This window comes from Chitinophaga pollutisoli (assembly GCF_038396755.1).
In the GTDB taxonomy this organism is placed as follows: Bacteria; Bacteroidota; Bacteroidia; order Chitinophagales; family Chitinophagaceae; genus Chitinophaga; species Chitinophaga pollutisoli.
Map to the genome: position 1 here is coordinate 4,887,128 of NZ_CP149822.1, position 17,100 is coordinate 4,904,227.

Below are 17,100 nucleotides of genomic sequence, written 5' to 3' on the forward strand. Positions count from 1 at the left end.
GGACCATCTTCATCCGCCGCGCTTACTCCACCATGATGGATATTTTACTCCGCTGAACCGGCGCTGCCTATTCTACATTTTCAGAAACTTCATACATGAAGACGATCTTCAATTTGTTTGACTTTACGCAAAAAGTCAACTACCGGAACGAAATTCTTGCCGGCCTCACCGTGGCTATGACCATGATGCCGGAATCCCTTTCTTTCGCGATCCTCGCGGGCTTTCCGCCGCTGGTGGGTTTGTATGCCGCCTTTATCATGGGGCTGGTGACGGCCATCCTGGGCGGGCGCCCCGGCCTGATATCCGGCGGAGCGGGCGCCACGGCGGTGGTGCTCATCGCCCTGATGCAGTCGAACGGGATAGCGTATGTGTTTGCGGCGGTCGCCCTGGCGGGATCGCTGCAGATCCTGGTGGGCGTTTTCAAGTTGGGGAAATTCATCCGCCTGGTGCCGCAGCCGGTGATGTACGGATTCGTGAACGGCCTGGCGGTGATCATCTTCATGGCGCAGCTGGAACAGTTCAAGACGAATGCCGGCGGGCAAATGGCATGGCTGAGCGGCGGCCCGCTCTGGATCATGGCCGGACTGGTGGCGCTTACCATCGGGATCGTTTGGCTCACGCCCAAAATCACGAAAGCCATTCCGCCTTCGCTGGTGGCCATTGTTACGGTGTTTATCCTGGTGCTGGCCTTCGGGATCGATACCAAAACCGTTAAAGATATTGCTTCGGTAAGCGGTGGGTTCCCGCCGTTTCATATTCCGATGGTGCCGCTGAACTTCGAAACCCTGGGGATTATTTTCCCGTATGCGCTGATCATGGCGGGCGTGGGGCTGACGGAGGGCTTGCTGACACTGAACCTGGTGGATGAAATGACCGGCACCAGGGGCAATAGCAACCGCGAATGCGTGGCCCAGGGCACAGCCAATATCGCGAATGGTTTTTTCTTCGGTATGGGTGGCTGCCCGATGATCGCGCAAACGCTGGTAAACCTGTCTGCCGGCGCGCGGGCCCGCCTTTCGGGCATCGTTGCGGCGCTAACGATCCTGTTGATCATACTTTTTGGGTCGCCTGTCATAGAACGGTTGCCCATGGCGGCGCTTACGGGGGTAATGATCATGGTGGCGATCGGGACCTTCGAATGGGCGAGCTTCCGGATCATCAACAAAATGCCCCGGCAGGATATATTCGTTGGCGTGCTGGTGGCGGTGATTACGATATGGCTGCACAACCTGGCGCTGGCGGTCCTCATCGGCGTGATCATTTCCGCGCTGGTATTTGCCTGGGAAAGCGCCAAACGCATCCGCGCCCGAAAGTATACCGACGACAACGGGGTCAGGCATTATGAGATCTACGGCCCGCTTTTCTTCGGCTCCGTGGCCGCATTTAACGAGAAGTTTGATGTGAAGGAAGATCCGGAAGAAGTGATCATCGATTTCAAAGACAGCCGCGTAGCCGATATGAGCGGGATCGACGCGCTGAATAAACTGACCGAACGGTACGCCCGTGAAGGCAAGAAGCTGCATCTGCGGCACCTCAGCGAAGATTGCCGGCAATTGTTGCGGAACGCGGCATCCGTGATCGAAGTAAATATCCTGGAAGACCCCGGTTACCGCGTTGCCACGGAAAATTAACGGACGCCTAACCGTACCATTCCATTTTTTTGATTTCCGCTACCGACTGTCGGAGCTCCTCCGGCGAGGTTTGCGCCAGCAGCAACCCGAGCGCTTTCTTCAGTCCCTTGAAATCCGCCGGTTTGGTCAGGAAGCCCACCGCGCCGAGGTCCTGCGCGATTTCAATATCCTTCTTCGCGGAGGAAGTGGAATACATGATGACGGGGATGCCATTATATGCAGCTTCGAGTTTCAGTTTCGTAAGAAAATGCCACACGTTCATGCCGGGCATGTTTACATCCAGGAAAATAATATCCGGATGCCCCACTTCTTTCCTTAATAATTTTTCAAGCGCATCCTGCCCGTTTTCGGCTTTGTAAAACAGGATGTCGGGGTTGATTTCGCTGAGCGCTTCTTCAAAAATTTCGGTATCGTCTAAGTCGTCGTCGATGAGTAGTATCGTTTTGCGCATTGTTGGTATCAGTTTATCAAGCTTCTTTGGTATGATGCACAGGTAAAGTTATCATAAATTCCGCACCTTCGTGATCCCTGCTGGCCGCCGCAATCGTGCCGCCGTGCCGCTCCGCGATCTTTTTGCATAAAGCCAGCCCCAGGCCGGTGCCTTCGAACCTGTCGGCGGAATGCAGCCGCGCAAACGTCTCGAAAATCCGCGCGGCGTATTGCTCGTCGAACCCGATGCCATTGTCGGAAACGGAGATCCGGGCATGGGCGGTGTCGCCGATCGTTTGTTCGCTACAGGTGATGGTGATAACCGGCGCGTGATCCGGCCGGGAGAATTTCAACGCGTTCTGGATAATGTTGTAAAATAGCTGGTGCAGAAGAATAGCCGCACCATCGATCTCGGGCAGGCGCTCGCACCGGATCACCGCGCCTTTCTGCTGGATGGGTAATTCCAGGTCGGATTGAATATGGGTGATCAGCTCGTTCAGGTCAACGGGCGAGAAAGCCTGTTCCGATGCGCTGATGGCGGAATACCGGAGAATCCCTTCAATCACCAACAACATTCTATCCGCTGCGGTCAGCACTTTCCTGACATACGTTTGCCCTTTTTCCGGTACGGCGCCGGCGTATTCATCCCACAATCTTTTCCCGAACGTTTTAATTTTCCGTACCGGTTCTTTCAAATCATGGCTGGCAACGTGGGCAAAGTGCAGCAGGTCTTCGTTCGAACGCTGCAATTCCCTCGTCCGTTTTACAACGGTGGTTTCCAGTTTTTCGGCGAAACGTTTCCGCTCGTCGGCCAGCTGGCGGAGATGCTGTTCACTTTCAGCGATCGTTTTGCGGGCCTGCACTTTATCGGTGACTTCATGTGCGTATACCATCACATCCGTTACCTGCCCTTCATCGTTTTTTATGGGGTGAAGGATGTAATCGAAATAACCTGTGGTGCTAACGCCGTTTTCCCGGGATGAAGTGGTTGGCATTTCGTTGGCGGTGAAAGGCTCGCCGCTGGTATAAACCCTGCCGAGTAGGGAGAGGATTTCCTGCCCTTCGATTGCCGGCCAGATATGGCGGATGGAGTGACCGAGGATTTCGGCTTCCGGTTTGCCGGCCAGCGCCAGAAACCTCGCATTGGCGAGCGTATAGATATGTTCGGGCCCGTGCAGTACGGCGATGGCCGCCGGCGCCTGCATGAGGAAGCCGTTGAGCAAGCGGGCCGACTGTTTGCGGTAAAGCGCGTTTTTGATATGCGCTTCCACTTTCGCTACCACTTCCTTCGCGGAAAAAGGCTTGATGAGATAGTCGTCCGCCCCGGTCGCCAACCCTTCGATTTTCGCTTCTTCCCCCGCGCGGGCGGAAAGGAAAATGACGGGTACATCGCTGGTTTTGGGATGATGGCGCAATTTCTTCAACAATTCCATCCCGTCGAGTTTCGGCATCATGATATCGGTGAGCAGGAGGTCCGGCGGGCGATTGATCGCCTGTTGCAGCGCGTCCTCCCCGTCGATGGCGGTTTCCACGACGAATTGCCTGGACAGCAGGCGGGTGAGGTATTCCCGCATATCGGCATTGTCGTCGGCCAGCAGCACGCGGTGGCGGGCGTCGCGGGGCGACGGCATCTCCGGCAGGATGTCATGTTCGGAGCTAACGGGCGCTTCCGTGCCGGGGAGCCACTTCATAGCTTCAGCTACAAACGCAGCGGCGTTTTGCGTAACCGCCGGTGCTGTTTCGGATGCCACGATCCTGTCGGCTGAAAGGTGGGCGCTGCCGGCCGGTAAGGCGATGGTAAACACCGAACCTTCGCCGGGGCGGCTTTCCACGCGGATGCTGCCATGATGGAGCTTCACGAGCTCTTTCACCATGGCGAGCCCGATACCTGTGCCTTCCATACTCCTGCCGCCTGTATTTTCGATGCGGTGGAAGCGCTCGAATATTTTCTCCTGTTGATCCTCCGCAATACCAATGCCGTTGTCCGACACGGAAACGAGCACCTGCCCGTTTTCGGAGCGGATGTCCAGCACAATGCTGCCGCGGTGGCTGTATTTGACGGCGTTGGACACCAGGTTGAGAACGATTTTTTCCCACAGGTCCACATCCACGTACACTTCCGCATCGATTTTCTGCTGGCGGATCTCAAGCTGCATGCCTGCTTTTTCGATGGCGGAACGGAACACGCTGGCGAGGTTGGCGGTAAGGGCGCCGATATCCACGCGGGTGAATTTACCTTCCAGCCGGCCCGCCTCGATCCGGGAAAATTCGAGCAGGGTATTAACGAGCTTCTGCATCCGCAAAACGTTGCGGAAGGCGAGGTCCATCCGCGAACGGATGGGCGCGGGCGTCTGCGGATCGTTGAGGGTTTCTTCCAGGGGCGCCAGCAACAGGGTGAGCGGCGTGCGGAATTCGTGGCTGATATTGGAAAAGAAAATGGTTTTGGCGCTGTCGATCTCCGCCAGCGCGGCCGCTCTTTTTCTTTCCTGTTCCAAAGCATGCACATGGGCGAAGCTGGTGGATATTTTATCGGCAATCATATTAAAGAAGCCGAGATATTTCTCGTTGGCGAGGCGGTAGGGGTTTTTACCGACGACGATAAACCCGTAAGGCTCCGGTGCCGCGGATTGCAGCAGAGGCAATACGATGGCGGTATCCGTGCCGATCGTCCAGGCGCCTTTGGGAAGGCCGGAGAACACGCCCGGGTGGCCGTCAATCACCTGGAGCCTGCGTTGTTCCATGGCTGCTTTGAAATGAAGCGCCAGGGGATGGTCTTCTTCCGGGTCGATTTCGATGGGTAGTGCGGCTGTTTCCGGGGGCGACTGCATCACCGCTTTGCCGCCTTCATACAAGTAAAAAAATGCGAAGGGGAAATCGTGCGGGTTTGCCTGCAGCGTGGCCATGGTTTTGCGGATCACTTCGTCATTATGCTGCACGTCTGCCAACCGCTGGCCCAGATGAGTGAGGGTTTTCAGCTGGCGGTCGCTGATGATCCGCTCGGTGTCGTCGGTATTGGCGCATATGAGGCCCGCAGTGCGGCCATCGTCGCCGGGGATGGGTGTATATGAAAAGGTGTAATACGTTTCTTCCGGGTAGCCGTTGCGCTCCATGATGAGCAGCTGGGATTCCACATAGGTGCCTTCGTCATTTTCGATCAGCTTCAGGAGCATCGGGCCAACTACATCCCAGATATCGCTCCAGACTGCGGAGGCGGGCTGGCCGAGTGCGCGGGGATGTTTTCCGCCCGCGATGGCTTTGTAAGGGTCGTTGTAAAGTTTGATGAATTCTTTGCCCCAGCCGATCCAGATGGGCTGGCGCGATGTGAGCATGATCCTGACGCAGGTTCTGAGGCTTTGAGGCCAGGTTTCAACCGGTCCGAGAGGAGAATCCGCCCAGTTGTATTCGCGGATGCGGGCGCCCATTTCACCACCTCCCATTAAAAATTCAGGTAAACCGGTTGCAGCCATAAAATCGGAAAATTGGAATTGGATGTATTACATACAAGATAAAGGATTTTGATATAATAATGCGGGCTGCAGGGTGAATTTGTGACATAAATTGCCGGCCAGGAAACAGCAGTAGCGGGGGATTCCGGCGGAGAAACGGTAAGTCGGCACGTGCCGTGGCCTATGGTAAGCGCCGGGCGGAGGTATATATTAATTGTAGGTGAAGGATGGCAGAAGAAAGATGCGGGAATCAAGTATTTTCTTATTTTGGCAGCAAATCTAATTCGCAATGTTGGAAGCTACAGATGAAGCGTTGTGCGGGATGGTCCGACAAGGGGATGCCGCAGCTTTTAATGTACTGTACGACCGGTACCGTCACCAGCTATACGGGTATGTGTTCAGGCTATGCGGTTCGCAGGATGTGGCGCTGGATGCGGTGCAGGAGGTATTCCTGCAGGTCTGGCTCCGCTCGGCCTCGCTGGACCCCGGGCGTTCCATCAAATCTTATCTTTTCCGGTCGGTCCGCAATTATTTGCTGGATTATTTGAAGAAAGCGGTGCACCAGCAGGCGTTCCGCCAGCATTTCATGCATGCATTTGAAGAAGGCGCCGCGTCTTCCGAACATTTATTGTACAGCAAACAGCTCGAAACAATCAAGAATAACGCCGTTTCGCGACTGCCCGCCCAGCGGCAGCGGATTTATACCATGAGTAAGGTCGAAGGCCTCAGCAACCGCGAGATCGCGGATTCCCTGGGGATTTCCATTAATACGGTGCGCGACCAGTTGGTAAAGGCATCCCGTTTTGTACGGATGTACCTGATGCGCCATGCGGATATCGCAGTACTGCTCACGGCGGTGCATGTGGCGCAGCACTCTTGATAAAAAAATCAGCGGGGATCGTCTTACCCCCTTTTTCAATCGTATTACTAGTGATGGAGGAGCATCAGCAAAGGATCAGGCATTTGTTCGCCAGGATGGCGGAAGGCGCTTCCACGTCCGAAGAGCGCGCGGAACTGCTGGAGTATCTGGAGGGAAACCCCCTCCCGGAAGACCTCCCGATGCCCGATGAGCTTTCTCCCGGCGGCCACTGGCCCGCCATGCCCGATGCGGAGGCAGACCGCATCCGCGCGCATGTACTGTCGCAGGAGCAGCCCGCAACGCCCGTAAGGCGGATGCGCTGGCGCCTGGCCGCGGCCGTGCTGCTACCCCTCGCCGGCGCAGCCCTGTGGCTGTGGCAGGGACCCAAACGCGGAGCGGAGGTTTTGGAGTACGTCAACGACACGCGGACGGTCAAAACCATCCTGCTGGCCGACGGCTCCGAGATCCACCTCAACCGGGCAGCCCGCCTGACCATCCGCAAAGGCGCCGAAAGGGAAGCCTGGCTGGAAGGAGAGGCCTTCTTTACCATCGCCGCGCATCCGTCGAGGCCGTTCGTAGTGCACACGAGGCATCAGCTGGATGTAACGGTACTGGGTACCGCCTTCAACGTGAACGCAGGAGAAAAAGCCACGGAAGTGGTCCTGAACACGGGAAAGGTGAAAGTGGGCGACGGCGGGCATGAAGTGATCCTCCAACCGGGAGAAATGGCGGTATATGACGCGGGCTCAAGGCGGATGATGCGCCGGCAGGCAGATACCCTGCAACGCACTTCCTGGAAAAACGAGCTTATGCCGTTTAAAGAACGCCCGCTGAAAGAAGTAGTCGCGCAACTGGGCGAACAATTCGGTTACGCCGTTTCGTTCGAAGACCCCGCCGCCGATACACTCCTTTTCACCGGGTACCTCTCCACCCGCGACCTGCAGCAGGCCGTCCTCACACTGGAACAATCCTTCTCCATCAACATCCGGATTGGAAAAAGCCAATTACATGTGAACAAACAATAGCGTTCAGCCAAAACCTAACACATCTTCGCTATGAAAAGATTCAAAGCCATCAGCTCCGGGCTGATCATGGCATCTGTATTGCTATGCAACGTCCCCATCACCAGTGCGCAACCAGGGCATGAAAAAACAGCCCGCGAACAGGTGTCGCTCATCTCCGTTATCAACGACATGGAAAACCGGTTCGACGTCCGGTTTAACTATAACGCCACGTTACTGAAAGGAAAGAAAATCGCCGCACCCGATAAAGACGGGTTCAGCAAAGACAACATCGCCCGCGAGCTGAACCGCTACATCTCGCCCCTCGGGCTCGTATGCCAGCAGCTCGCCGGCAAACTCTATGTCGTGAAAGCCAACGCCGTCACCGAACAGGCGCTTTCCTCCACACCGACCCTGGCCGTTGCCGACATCCGCGGAACCGTCTCCGATTCCACCGGCGCCACCATCCCCGGCGTGGTCGTGCGCATCAAAGGCGCCCAGCGCGGCGCGATTACCGACGGCAATGGGGCTTTTACGCTGCCCAATGTGAAAAAAGGCGATGTACTCGTCTTTTCACTGGTGGGCTATAACCAACAGGAAATAACCGTCGGCGACGAAACCGATCTCCGCATCGTTATGCAGGTGTCCGCCATCGCGCTCGACCAGCTCGTGGTAACCGCCCTTGGTATCAAACGCCAGGAGAAGGCCCTCGGCTACGCCGTGCAAAAAGTGAAAGGCGACGCCGTGGCTACCGTCAAAGGTGTTGACGTAGCCACATCGCTCACCGGCCATGTTTCGGGCCTCGTGGTGAAGAACTCCACCGAGTTCTTCGCCAAACCCAGCATCGAGCTGCGCGGCGAAGGCGCCCTGCTCGTCATCGATGGCGTACCTTATGGCAATATGACCCTGCGCGACATCCCGACGGATGACATCGAAAGCATCGACGTGCTCAAAGGCCCCACCGCCTCCTCGCTCTACGGCTCACGCGCCGCCGGCGGCGTGCTCCTCGTTACCACCAAGAAAGGCTCCGGCACAGGGCTCACCGTTTCCATCAACAGCAACACCATGCTGCAAAGCGGATTCCTCGCCCTGCCAAAGGTGCAAGGGTCTTACGGCCGCGGGCAAAACGGCGCCATCGATAACGACTATGTGTGGGGACCCAAACTCGATATCGGCGAAACCGCCACCGACTGGAACCCCGAAACCAAACAGTTCGAAGACAACCGTCCGCTCCGCTCCATCGGGAAAGACAACCTCAAGAACTTCATGGAAACGGGAGTTGTCACCAACAACAACATCAGCGTTTCCCAAAGCGGCCAGTACGGCAGCTTCCGGGCTTCGCTCAATCATATCTATAACAAGGGGCAGTTCCCCAACGCGCGCGCCAACATGTTCAACTTCACGCTGGGCGGCGTGCTGAAAGCTTCCGACAAATTCACCCTCGAAGGCCATACCGGCGTCAGCAAACGCATGGCGCCGCAGGTTTGGGGCTCTGGTTACGGCAACCAGGGTTACATCTACCAGCTCACCATGTGGACCGGCCCGGAATACGATATCCGGCAGTACCGCGACTATTGGAAAGTACCCAACAAAACCCAGAACTGGATGTACACTAACTGGTACGACAATCCTTATCTCATCGCCCACGAAAAGCTGAACGGCATCCAGGAAAATACGGTGAATGCGAGCCTCACGGCCAATTACCGCTTCACCAACGACCTGAACCTGCTGGTGCGTGTGGCGTATGATAACTACAACAACGAAGAAACGTACAGGAACCCTACCGCCAACATCTTTTCCACCCGCGGCGGCTGGGATGCGAAAGGGTATTACCGCAACATCGCCGGCAAAGGCTGGAGCACGAACGACGATATCATGCTTTCCTACAAAAAGAAGGCTGGCCAGTTCTCCATCGACCTGATGGCGGGCGGTACCATTTATTACTATACCAACGATACGATTTCCGCCGCTACGAGAAACGGTTTGTCGAGCCCCCGGTTTTACAGCATCGCGGGCTCAGTGGGGCCTGTAAATATCACGCAGACGCACGGCGCGCGCCAGGTGAACAGCCTGTATGGAAGGGCGGCGCTGGGATGGAAGAACGCCATCTTCGTGGAAGCCACGGGCCGTAACGACTGGAACTCCGCGCAGCCGAAAGAGCACCGCGACTATTTCTATCCCTCGCTGGGATCCAGTGTGGTGCTGACTGAACTGATGCGGCTGCCCCGGTTCGTGGACATGTGGAAATTCAGAGGTTCCTGGGCGGATTACAAATCGCCGGCCCCCGTTTACTGGATCAACCGCCTGTACACCACCACGCCACAGGCCTGGAATACGCTGAATTCCGCCAACTACCCCGGCAACCTGCTCCCGCTCAGCATCCTGCCCAGCTCTGCCCGCACATGGGAAGTGGGTACCGCCGCTTACCTGTTTAAAAACAGGCTGAATGTAGACGTAACCTATTTCAATAAACTGTATTACAATACCCAGCGCAATATCGAGATCCCGCAGTCGTCCGGGTTCTCCAGCACGATCATCAATGTGGACGAAGATTTTGTGCGGAAAGGGATAGAAATCACGATCGGAGGTTCTGTCATCAAACAGCAAAATTTCGAATGGCAGTCAACCATCAACTACACCAGCCATCACCGCTATATCAAGCAGCTCGACAGCACGTATTCCTCCAAAGAGCCCTGGGTGAAAGTAGGCGCGCGGATGGATAACTACATAGACTACTACTGGCTGCGCGATCCTTCGGGGAATGTTATCCACCAGAACGGCATGCCCGTACAGAGCGAATACCGCAAGCATTACGGCTACACCGATCCCAAATTCAGCTTTGGTTTCATCAACAACTTCCGCATCGGGGATTTCCTCGTGGGACTGAACATCGACGGGCGCATCGGTGGCCTGATGTACAATTACGTGAACGATAAAATGTTCGATACCGGCACCCATCCTGATACGGATAACAACTGGCGGTATGATGAAGTGGTGAACGGGAAAACGAATTTTGTTGGTAAAGGCGTGAAAGTGGCCAGCGGCACGGTGACTTACGATAACTTCGGCAACATTATCAACGATACGCGTACTTACGCACCGAACGATGTGAGCACTTCTTACCAGGATTACACGCAGAAGTTCAGGGCCGGCGATTACGGGGTGCAGAAAAAATCGTTCGTGAAAGTCAGGGAGATGTCGTTGGGCTACAAACTGCCTGCCGCCTTCCTGAGCCGATACAGCATCAAGAGCGCATCCGTGGCGCTCACGGCGCAGAACCTGTTCCTTTTCACGAAATTCCGTTTCTCCGATCCGGACGTGGATACCGAAAACCTGAACTCACCCTCGCAGCGGATGCTGGGTATGAACCTGCGGGTAAATTTCTGATAGGGCATTTCATCCATCAAAACATCGAACATGCAACACAAAAAACTTTATACCATCATACTAGGGGCAACCGTACTGGCGGGCTGCGCCAAATTTGAAGAGATCAATACCAACCCGGATAAGACGGATGAAGTCAGCTCGTCGATGCTGGCCACCACCATGATCCTGAACGTGACGCGGTCCACCATCGCCACCACGAAAGGTTTCATGCAGCCGTACATGCTGGGTAAATATGTTACCTGGGGCGAGAACCAGGAGAATTTCCAGTTCAACCGCCTGAGCAGGGCGGGCTTCGATCGCCTCCCGGTGCTCCGGAACATCGAACCGATGATCGCCGCGGCAACCGACGAAGGGCAGCGCAATTCCTACCGCGGGCTGGGGAACTTCATCCGCGCCTGGCAGTTTTTCCATACCAGCATGCAGGTGGGCGATATCCCATATTCCGAGGCCATCAAAGGCGAATCGGATGGCATCGTGCAACCGAAGTACGACAGCCAGAAGGCCGTTTTCCTGGGCATCCTACGCGAGCTGGACAGCGCCAACGCCCTCTTCGCCAGGGGCAGCAAGTTTGAAGGCGATCCCATCTTTAACGGGGAGGCTGATAAATGGCGCCGCGTGGTGAACGGATTCCAGCTGCATGTGCTCATGCAACTCTACCGCAAAACCGGTGACGCCGATCTCAAAGTGACCGACCGTTTCCGTGACATCGTTGCCAACCGGCCCTTACTGCGCAATTACAACGACAACTTCGCGTTGGCCTATAACAACACGCAGGGCCAGAACTACCCCTGGTCCGACGTGCCCGCGGGTTCCGGCAACTCCTTCGTGAAGTCGAACTACACGATGCTTACCACCAACCTCATCGATCCGCTTAAAGCCCTGGGCGACCGCCGCCTGTTCTACTACGCCAAACCATCGCCCGTACAGATCTCCGCCGGCAAACTGCCTTCCGACTGGGACGCCTACCCCGGCGCCGAGCCTTCCGATCCGTTCCCGGTACTGCAGGACAAGCGTGTGTCGAAAGACTACGCCGATCTGAACAACCGTTACGTGCAGCTTGTGAATGCGGAGCCGGTGAGCGTGTTCAGTTATTGGGACCAGCAGTTCATCCTCGCGGAGGCGGCGCTCCGCGGTTGGATCGCGGGAACGCCGGCGCAGGACTATTATGCGGCAGGCATCGGGGAGTCGATGCGGTTTATCGCGGCATATACGCCCGAAGCGGCCGATTATCACCACAACATGAAAATCGACAATGCCTACATCCTCACCTACATCGCGGCTCACCCCCTGATGGGTACGATGGAGCAGCAGCTGCACCAGATCATCCAGCAGAAATATCTTGCCGGTTTCCTCCAGGGCTCGAATTACAATGCCTGGTATGAAAACAGGAGAACAGGGTATCCCGTGTTCAAGCTCAATCCCAATTCGAATTTGAACACACCCAACACGGCATTCCCCGTGCGGTGGCTGTACCCCTCCAATGAGCTCAACTTCAATAACCGGAATATGGACGAAGCCATCAGGCGCCAGTATCCCGGCGGCGACAATACCAACGGGGTCATGTGGATTCTGAAGGATTAACCGTTATAACTAGTCTTGTAATGGCCCCGGGCGCTTTGCGGCCCCGGGGTTTTTTATTGCTGGAAAAACCACTATATTTCTGAACCCAATCCAACGTATGCATCAACCCGCCCGGAAATTATTCCTCATCCCCGCACTTATTTGTGCCTCCCTTTTTATCGCCTGCAACGCGCATCATCAAGCGATTTACACGGATTTTGAAACAACGGACAGCCTGCCCACGCAATGGAACGTCATCAATGAAAGCGGCGCTTTCCACGCACATAGCGTAGAGGGTGTGGCCAAGTCGGGCCGGCGTTCGTTGTTGCTGGAAAGGCATACGGCGGGAGGAGGGCGCTCGGTACTGGCGGTTACACAGATACCGGTTGATTTCAACGGCGCCCAGGTAGAGGTAAGTGGGTATATCAAAACCGAAAACGCGCAGGCCGGTCTTTTCGGATTGTACCTGAAAGTAGAAGGCGATCCCTTATGGACCCAAACCGAAGTAATGCGGGATGCGAAAGCCGGCGGAACGGCAGATTGGAAAAAATTCACGTTAACCGCCTCATTGAAGAAAGGCGCGAGGGATATTTACCTGGGTGTGTACCATGCCGGCAGCGGGAAAGTCTGGGCCGATGACCTGGAAGTGCGGATCGACGGAAAACCCCTTTCCGCCGTGTCCCGTTTGGCACTTCCGCCAGCGCGGCTGGATACCGCATTCAGTATAAGAACAGGCATCCGCCTGGATTCGCTCACGCCGGCGAAGGCTGATAACCTGGTCCGGCTAGGGAAAGTCTGGGGTTTTCTGAAATATTACCATCCTGCCGTGGCGGCTGGCAAGTATAACTGGGATGCGGAACTGTTCCGCGTATTGCCCGCGCTGCTGCATAGTGCCAACAGGCAGGCGGCGAATAAAGTAATGGAGAAATGGGTGGAAGGATTGCCAACCGTTGCCAGAGACACCGCTATGAAAGGAATCCCGCCGATGGTGAAACTCCCGCCGGATCTCGGCTGGCTGGCAGACACCGCGTTGCTGGGCAATGCACTTTCCGGGAAGCTGGAGGTGATCCGGAAGGCGAAGCGGGAGGACGAGCATTATTATGTGGGGTTGCAATCCACCGGTAACGCATCCTTCAACAACGAACTGCGGTATTCACATATCTCACCGGCAGACGACGGCTACCGCTTGCTGGCGCTGTTCCGTTACTGGAATTATGTGCAGTATTATTTTCCTTACAGGCATCTTATCGGGGAAGACTGGCATGGTGTGCTGGTGCGTTTCGTGCCAGTATTTGCAAAGGCGGAGGACGCGGTATCCTATCAGCTGGCGGTTTTACAATTGTTGACAACCATCCGGGATTCGCATGCGCTGCTGCAGGGAAATACAATGGCGATGGACCGCTCCCTGGGTTTTCACCGGATATACGCGGACATCAGGGAGGTGGAGGGCAGACCTACGGTGGTGCGGCCGCCGGTGGCCGTTCAGGGCGACGCGCTGGAAAGGGGAGACGTGATCCTGCAGGTAAATGGGACGCCGGTGGAAACGCTGCGCAAATGGTGGGAACCACATCTTCCAGCCTCCAACGACAGTCACCGCTCGTACGCCTTTGCCGCTGAGTTGCTCCGCGGGAAAGATTCGCTGTTTATGCTGGAAGTGGACAGGAACGGGCAGAAGAAAACATTGCAGCTGGTATATGATCAGGCCGCCAGCCGGCATCCGGACAATCGTTTGCTATTGCCGGAGAAGCCGTGGACGTTGTTGCCCGGGAACATCGGATATATGTATTTGCGCACTTTACGCAAGGCTGATATCCCGGAAATGATGAAGCAATTTTTTACCGCGAGGGGCATCGTTATAGACTTGCGCGGTTATCCTTACGAAATGTACCATCACGACATCTGCAGTTATCTTACCGCCCGTGCGGTGCCGTTTCACCGGAGTTATGGCGCCAGCGTGCAGGAACCGGGGCAGTTCAGTTACCTGCAGGTGAAGCCGGTGGGTGGCAGCAACCGGTATCCATACCGGGGAAAGGTGATCGTGCTGGTTAATGAAGAAACCCAGAGCCGGGGCGAGTTTTTTGCCATGGCATTTAAAGCTGTACCGGGCGTTACCATAATGGGCGGTCCCACCGCGGGCACCGATGGTACAGTAACGGATTTTTACCTGCCCGGCGGGTTGAAGACCCGTTTTACGGGAGATGGAATTTGCTGGCCAGATGGCACGGAAAGCCAGCGGACCGGCATCGTTCCGGATGTGCCGGTGCGGCAGACACGTAAGGGCGTGATAGAGGGGAAGGATGAGCTCCTCGAAGCGGCGTTGCAACGCATACAGCCATAATTTTGATGGAAAACTGACCGGATTTAAGAAATGATGAATTAATATCATTGATACATTTTATGCATGCATAAACGATGCATCCAGCATCTATTACAGCTTGTTCATTCTGTTCATTTTCTGAACAGCTTATCCATTTTTGTTCATTCTCCTGCCGCGCTTTCCCATAGGCCATATTATCGGTTATTTCGTTTAGCGGGCCTTTAACCCCCGCATAGCCGTATCCCGCCTATGAGGCCTCGTCTGTCCTATATTTCCATATTCCGATTGCTGTGCTTGGTGCTGCTGCCGGGTTTTGTTATACCGGCAGCAGTGCTGGCACAATCTCCCTCATCCTGCCCGCGTTACGTCCGGCATTATGCTGTTTCCGAAAGCCATGTGGGGCTTGTAACCCAGGAAGACGATGCAGTAGGCGGCGATCTCACGAATGCTTCCACACTTAAAATTACCTTGCTGTCCGGCACAGCTAAACAATGGTTGGATTTCGGGGAGAAGATTCCAGGAGGAACACGCGTGTATGTGAAGGTATCCACGCTAAACGGAGTATTAGCCCTATTACCCAATTTCACCATACAGGGGTATGTGAATAGTCCTGGTAAACCGGTAATCGCAGAGCAGAAGCTGGAAAATCCACAGTTGCTGGGCCTGGCAAACGGGACGGCCATACTGGAACTATCACTCGCTCCGAATCAGGATTTTGACGGCATCGTTATAACTGTAAATGGGGTCGGATTGGCTTTCAGCATGCAGGTGTATGCCGCTTACATCCTGAAAGAAACCACACTTCCCATCGCATGCGAAGGCGTGGCGGATGTCTTAAGCGGCGTGCTCCCGGGCCTCAACGCCCTGGGACTGGGAGAAGTCGCTCATCCGGAAAGGGCGGCCGACAACGACCTTGCTACTTTCGCCGAAATGAAACTCACCCTCAACATCGGCAGCATCTTCGAAACCGTCATCTTCAACACGCCGGCTATGCCTGGAGATTCCGTTCGTGTGGTGTTGGAATGGCCCGAGGGCAATTTGCTGGATCTCCTCCTGCTGGGGGGCTTCAGCATCCAGCCACACCTCGGCGATGTCCCCGTTCCGCCCGCCATCACGAATGCGGCCACCGGCCTCCAACTCCGCCTCCTCGCGCCGGGAAGCACCATCGCCATCCTCACCGCACCTGTATCCGGATCGTTCGACCGTGTGGAAATCAAACTGACCGCGGTGGCGGGTTTGCTACTCAACCTCAAACTCTACGAAGTATCCCGGCTGGCGAAGCTGCCCGTTACTTCGTTTGCGCTCAACGGTGCGCCTGGTCCCGATCCGGTATGCATCACCCAGGCAGCGGGCATCTCGTTGTCGGTGGCTCCCGCTGAGGGCTGCGCCTTATACCGCTGGTACAACGGAACCACGCTCATCGGTACCGGCACCACTGTTTCCCCGTCCATCACTACCGCGGGCCTCCATACTTTTAACGTGGAAGCACAAAGAACCGGCTGCACGAACCGGGAAGCCCATGCGCAGGTATCCGTCAACGTTATTCCCAAAGCCGGTCCGCCGGCCGTCACCATTCAAAATAATCCCTGAATATATGAACACACTATTCCGCACGATCACATTCGTATGCCTGCTGATCGCAGCTTGCTGCCTGACAGCCGCAGACGCATTTGCGCAAACCAAAATCTCCACGCCCGCAGACTTGTATAAGAATAGCGGCAACTACCTGGAGGGAACTTCCACCGACAACGGCACCACCGTTTTCTGCGCGGAAGGCACGGGCTTCACCCTCGTTTCTTCCACCACTGATCCGGAAAACAACCTGCCGTATACCAGTTATACCTGGCAGGAAATGAATGAAGATGGCACTACCTACACAACGTTGCCCCCCGGTGCCGACCCGAACAAAACCACCATCACCTCCGCCAACGCCACACCCGGCTGGCATATATACCGCGTAACGGCTGTTACCGGCAATGCAGGTTGCGAACCAGATCCTACTTACTTCACCGTGTATGTTTTGCCAAAACTGAAAGTGGATCCCCGCGCCAATAAAACCGAAGCAGAAGGTATCAGCTATTGCTCCGAAACCGGCGCTCCCGCAGCACCCAATGCCTTCATTTTCTCCGGCAATATTTCGTTTGACGGCACCCCGCGTATGATCCAGCATACACAGCTGCCACCTTTGGAAATAGATGATTTTGAACTGCAAATCGCCTGGACCAAAGTAATAACCGGCTCCGGCGCCCGCAGTGTTGTTGCCAACACGGAGAACTACACGATCGCCGATGCAACATTGCCCGCTGCCGCTGAAAGCTACACGCTGGAGCTCGAAGTGAAATACGCGATCGTCCCGGCGAAAGGCGCCTGCAATCCAGTTTTGGCCGTTGCCAAATACAACGGCAGCACGGTGGACGCTACCGTCAAAGTGTATAAGAAAGCCGGCAGACCGACGATCACCATCGAATAA

10 protein-coding genes are annotated in these 17,100 nt (G+C 55.7%); 8 read left to right on the plus strand and 2 right to left on the minus strand.

The window, feature by feature from the left end:
• Window positions 1–95: 95 nt before the first annotated feature.
• On the plus strand, window positions 96–1,631 hold the full coding sequence (locus WJU16_RS20770; RefSeq protein WP_341835327.1) for a SulP family inorganic anion transporter: 1,536 nt from the start codon (window positions 96–98) through the stop codon (window positions 1,629–1,631).
• Between the two features lie 7 nt (window positions 1,632–1,638).
• Here the strand turns inward: WJU16_RS20770 and WJU16_RS20775 are convergent, their stop codons facing one another.
• Window positions 1,639–2,082 carry a response regulator gene (locus WJU16_RS20775; RefSeq protein WP_341835328.1) on the minus strand — a complete coding sequence of 148 codons (444 nt, stop codon included), beginning with the start codon at window positions 2,080–2,082 and terminating at the stop codon, window positions 1,639–1,641.
• A 16-nt stretch (window positions 2,083–2,098) separates the two neighbouring features.
• Window positions 2,099–5,527: an ATP-binding protein gene (locus WJU16_RS20780; protein WP_341835329.1), complete on the minus strand. Its 3,429-nt coding sequence runs from the start codon at window positions 5,525–5,527 to the stop codon at window positions 2,099–2,101.
• Window positions 5,528–5,795: 268 nt separating this feature from the next.
• Here WJU16_RS20780 and WJU16_RS20785 point away from each other — a divergent pair, with 268 nt between their 5' ends.
• From WJU16_RS20785 to WJU16_RS20815, 7 genes are all read left to right on the plus strand, one after another.
• The gene (locus WJU16_RS20785) at window positions 5,796–6,386 is read left to right on the plus strand and encodes an RNA polymerase sigma-70 factor (RefSeq protein WP_341835330.1); all 591 of its coding nucleotides are present in this window, start codon (window positions 5,796–5,798) and stop codon (window positions 6,384–6,386) included.
• A gap of 53 nt (window positions 6,387–6,439) precedes the next feature.
• Window positions 6,440–7,390, plus strand: coding sequence for a FecR domain-containing protein (locus tag WJU16_RS20790; protein WP_341835331.1), 951 nt, complete (start codon window positions 6,440–6,442; stop codon window positions 7,388–7,390).
• Window positions 7,391–7,420: 30 nt separating this feature from the next.
• Complete coding sequence (locus WJU16_RS20795; protein ID WP_341835332.1) at window positions 7,421–10,753, plus strand: SusC/RagA family TonB-linked outer membrane protein; 3,333 nt, start codon at window positions 7,421–7,423, stop codon at window positions 10,751–10,753.
• A 30-nt stretch (window positions 10,754–10,783) separates the two neighbouring features.
• On the plus strand, window positions 10,784–12,334 hold the full coding sequence (locus WJU16_RS20800) for a SusD/RagB family nutrient-binding outer membrane lipoprotein (RefSeq protein ID WP_341835333.1): 1,551 nt from the start codon (window positions 10,784–10,786) through the stop codon (window positions 12,332–12,334).
• A gap of 97 nt (window positions 12,335–12,431) precedes the next feature.
• Window positions 12,432–14,651 carry a S41 family peptidase gene (locus WJU16_RS20805; protein ID WP_341835334.1) on the plus strand — a complete coding sequence of 740 codons (2,220 nt, stop codon included), beginning with the start codon at window positions 12,432–12,434 and terminating at the stop codon, window positions 14,649–14,651.
• A gap of 309 nt (window positions 14,652–14,960) precedes the next feature.
• Window positions 14,961–16,220, plus strand: coding sequence for a hypothetical protein (locus tag WJU16_RS20810; protein ID WP_341835335.1), 1,260 nt, complete (start codon window positions 14,961–14,963; stop codon window positions 16,218–16,220).
• 4 nt (window positions 16,221–16,224) lie between these two features.
• Entirely contained in the window at window positions 16,225–17,100 is an 876-nt protein-coding gene (locus tag WJU16_RS20815; RefSeq protein ID WP_341835336.1) for a hypothetical protein, read from the plus strand.

Bases quoted from the DNA above. Each gene is read 5' to 3' on its own strand.
- WJU16_RS20800 (WP_341835333.1), top strand. From the start codon at position 10,784: ATGCAACACAAAAAACTTTATACCATCATACTAGGGGCAACCGTACTG.
- WJU16_RS20785 (WP_341835330.1), top strand. From the start codon at position 5,796: ATGTTGGAAGCTACAGATGAAGCGTTGTGCGGGATGGTCCGACAAGGG.
- WJU16_RS20780 (WP_341835329.1), bottom strand. From the start codon at position 5,527: ATGGCTGCAACCGGTTTACCTGAATTTTTAATGGGAGGTGGTGAAATG.
- WJU16_RS20795 (WP_341835332.1), top strand. From the start codon at position 7,421: ATGAAAAGATTCAAAGCCATCAGCTCCGGGCTGATCATGGCATCTGTA.
- WJU16_RS20790 (WP_341835331.1), top strand. From the start codon at position 6,440: ATGGAGGAGCATCAGCAAAGGATCAGGCATTTGTTCGCCAGGATGGCG.
- WJU16_RS20815 (WP_341835336.1), top strand. From the start codon at position 16,225: ATGAACACACTATTCCGCACGATCACATTCGTATGCCTGCTGATCGCA.
- WJU16_RS20775 (WP_341835328.1), bottom strand. From the start codon at position 2,082: ATGCGCAAAACGATACTACTCATCGACGACGACTTAGACGATACCGAA.
- WJU16_RS20770 (WP_341835327.1), top strand. From the start codon at position 96: ATGAAGACGATCTTCAATTTGTTTGACTTTACGCAAAAAGTCAACTAC.
- WJU16_RS20805 (WP_341835334.1), top strand. From the start codon at position 12,432: ATGCATCAACCCGCCCGGAAATTATTCCTCATCCCCGCACTTATTTGT.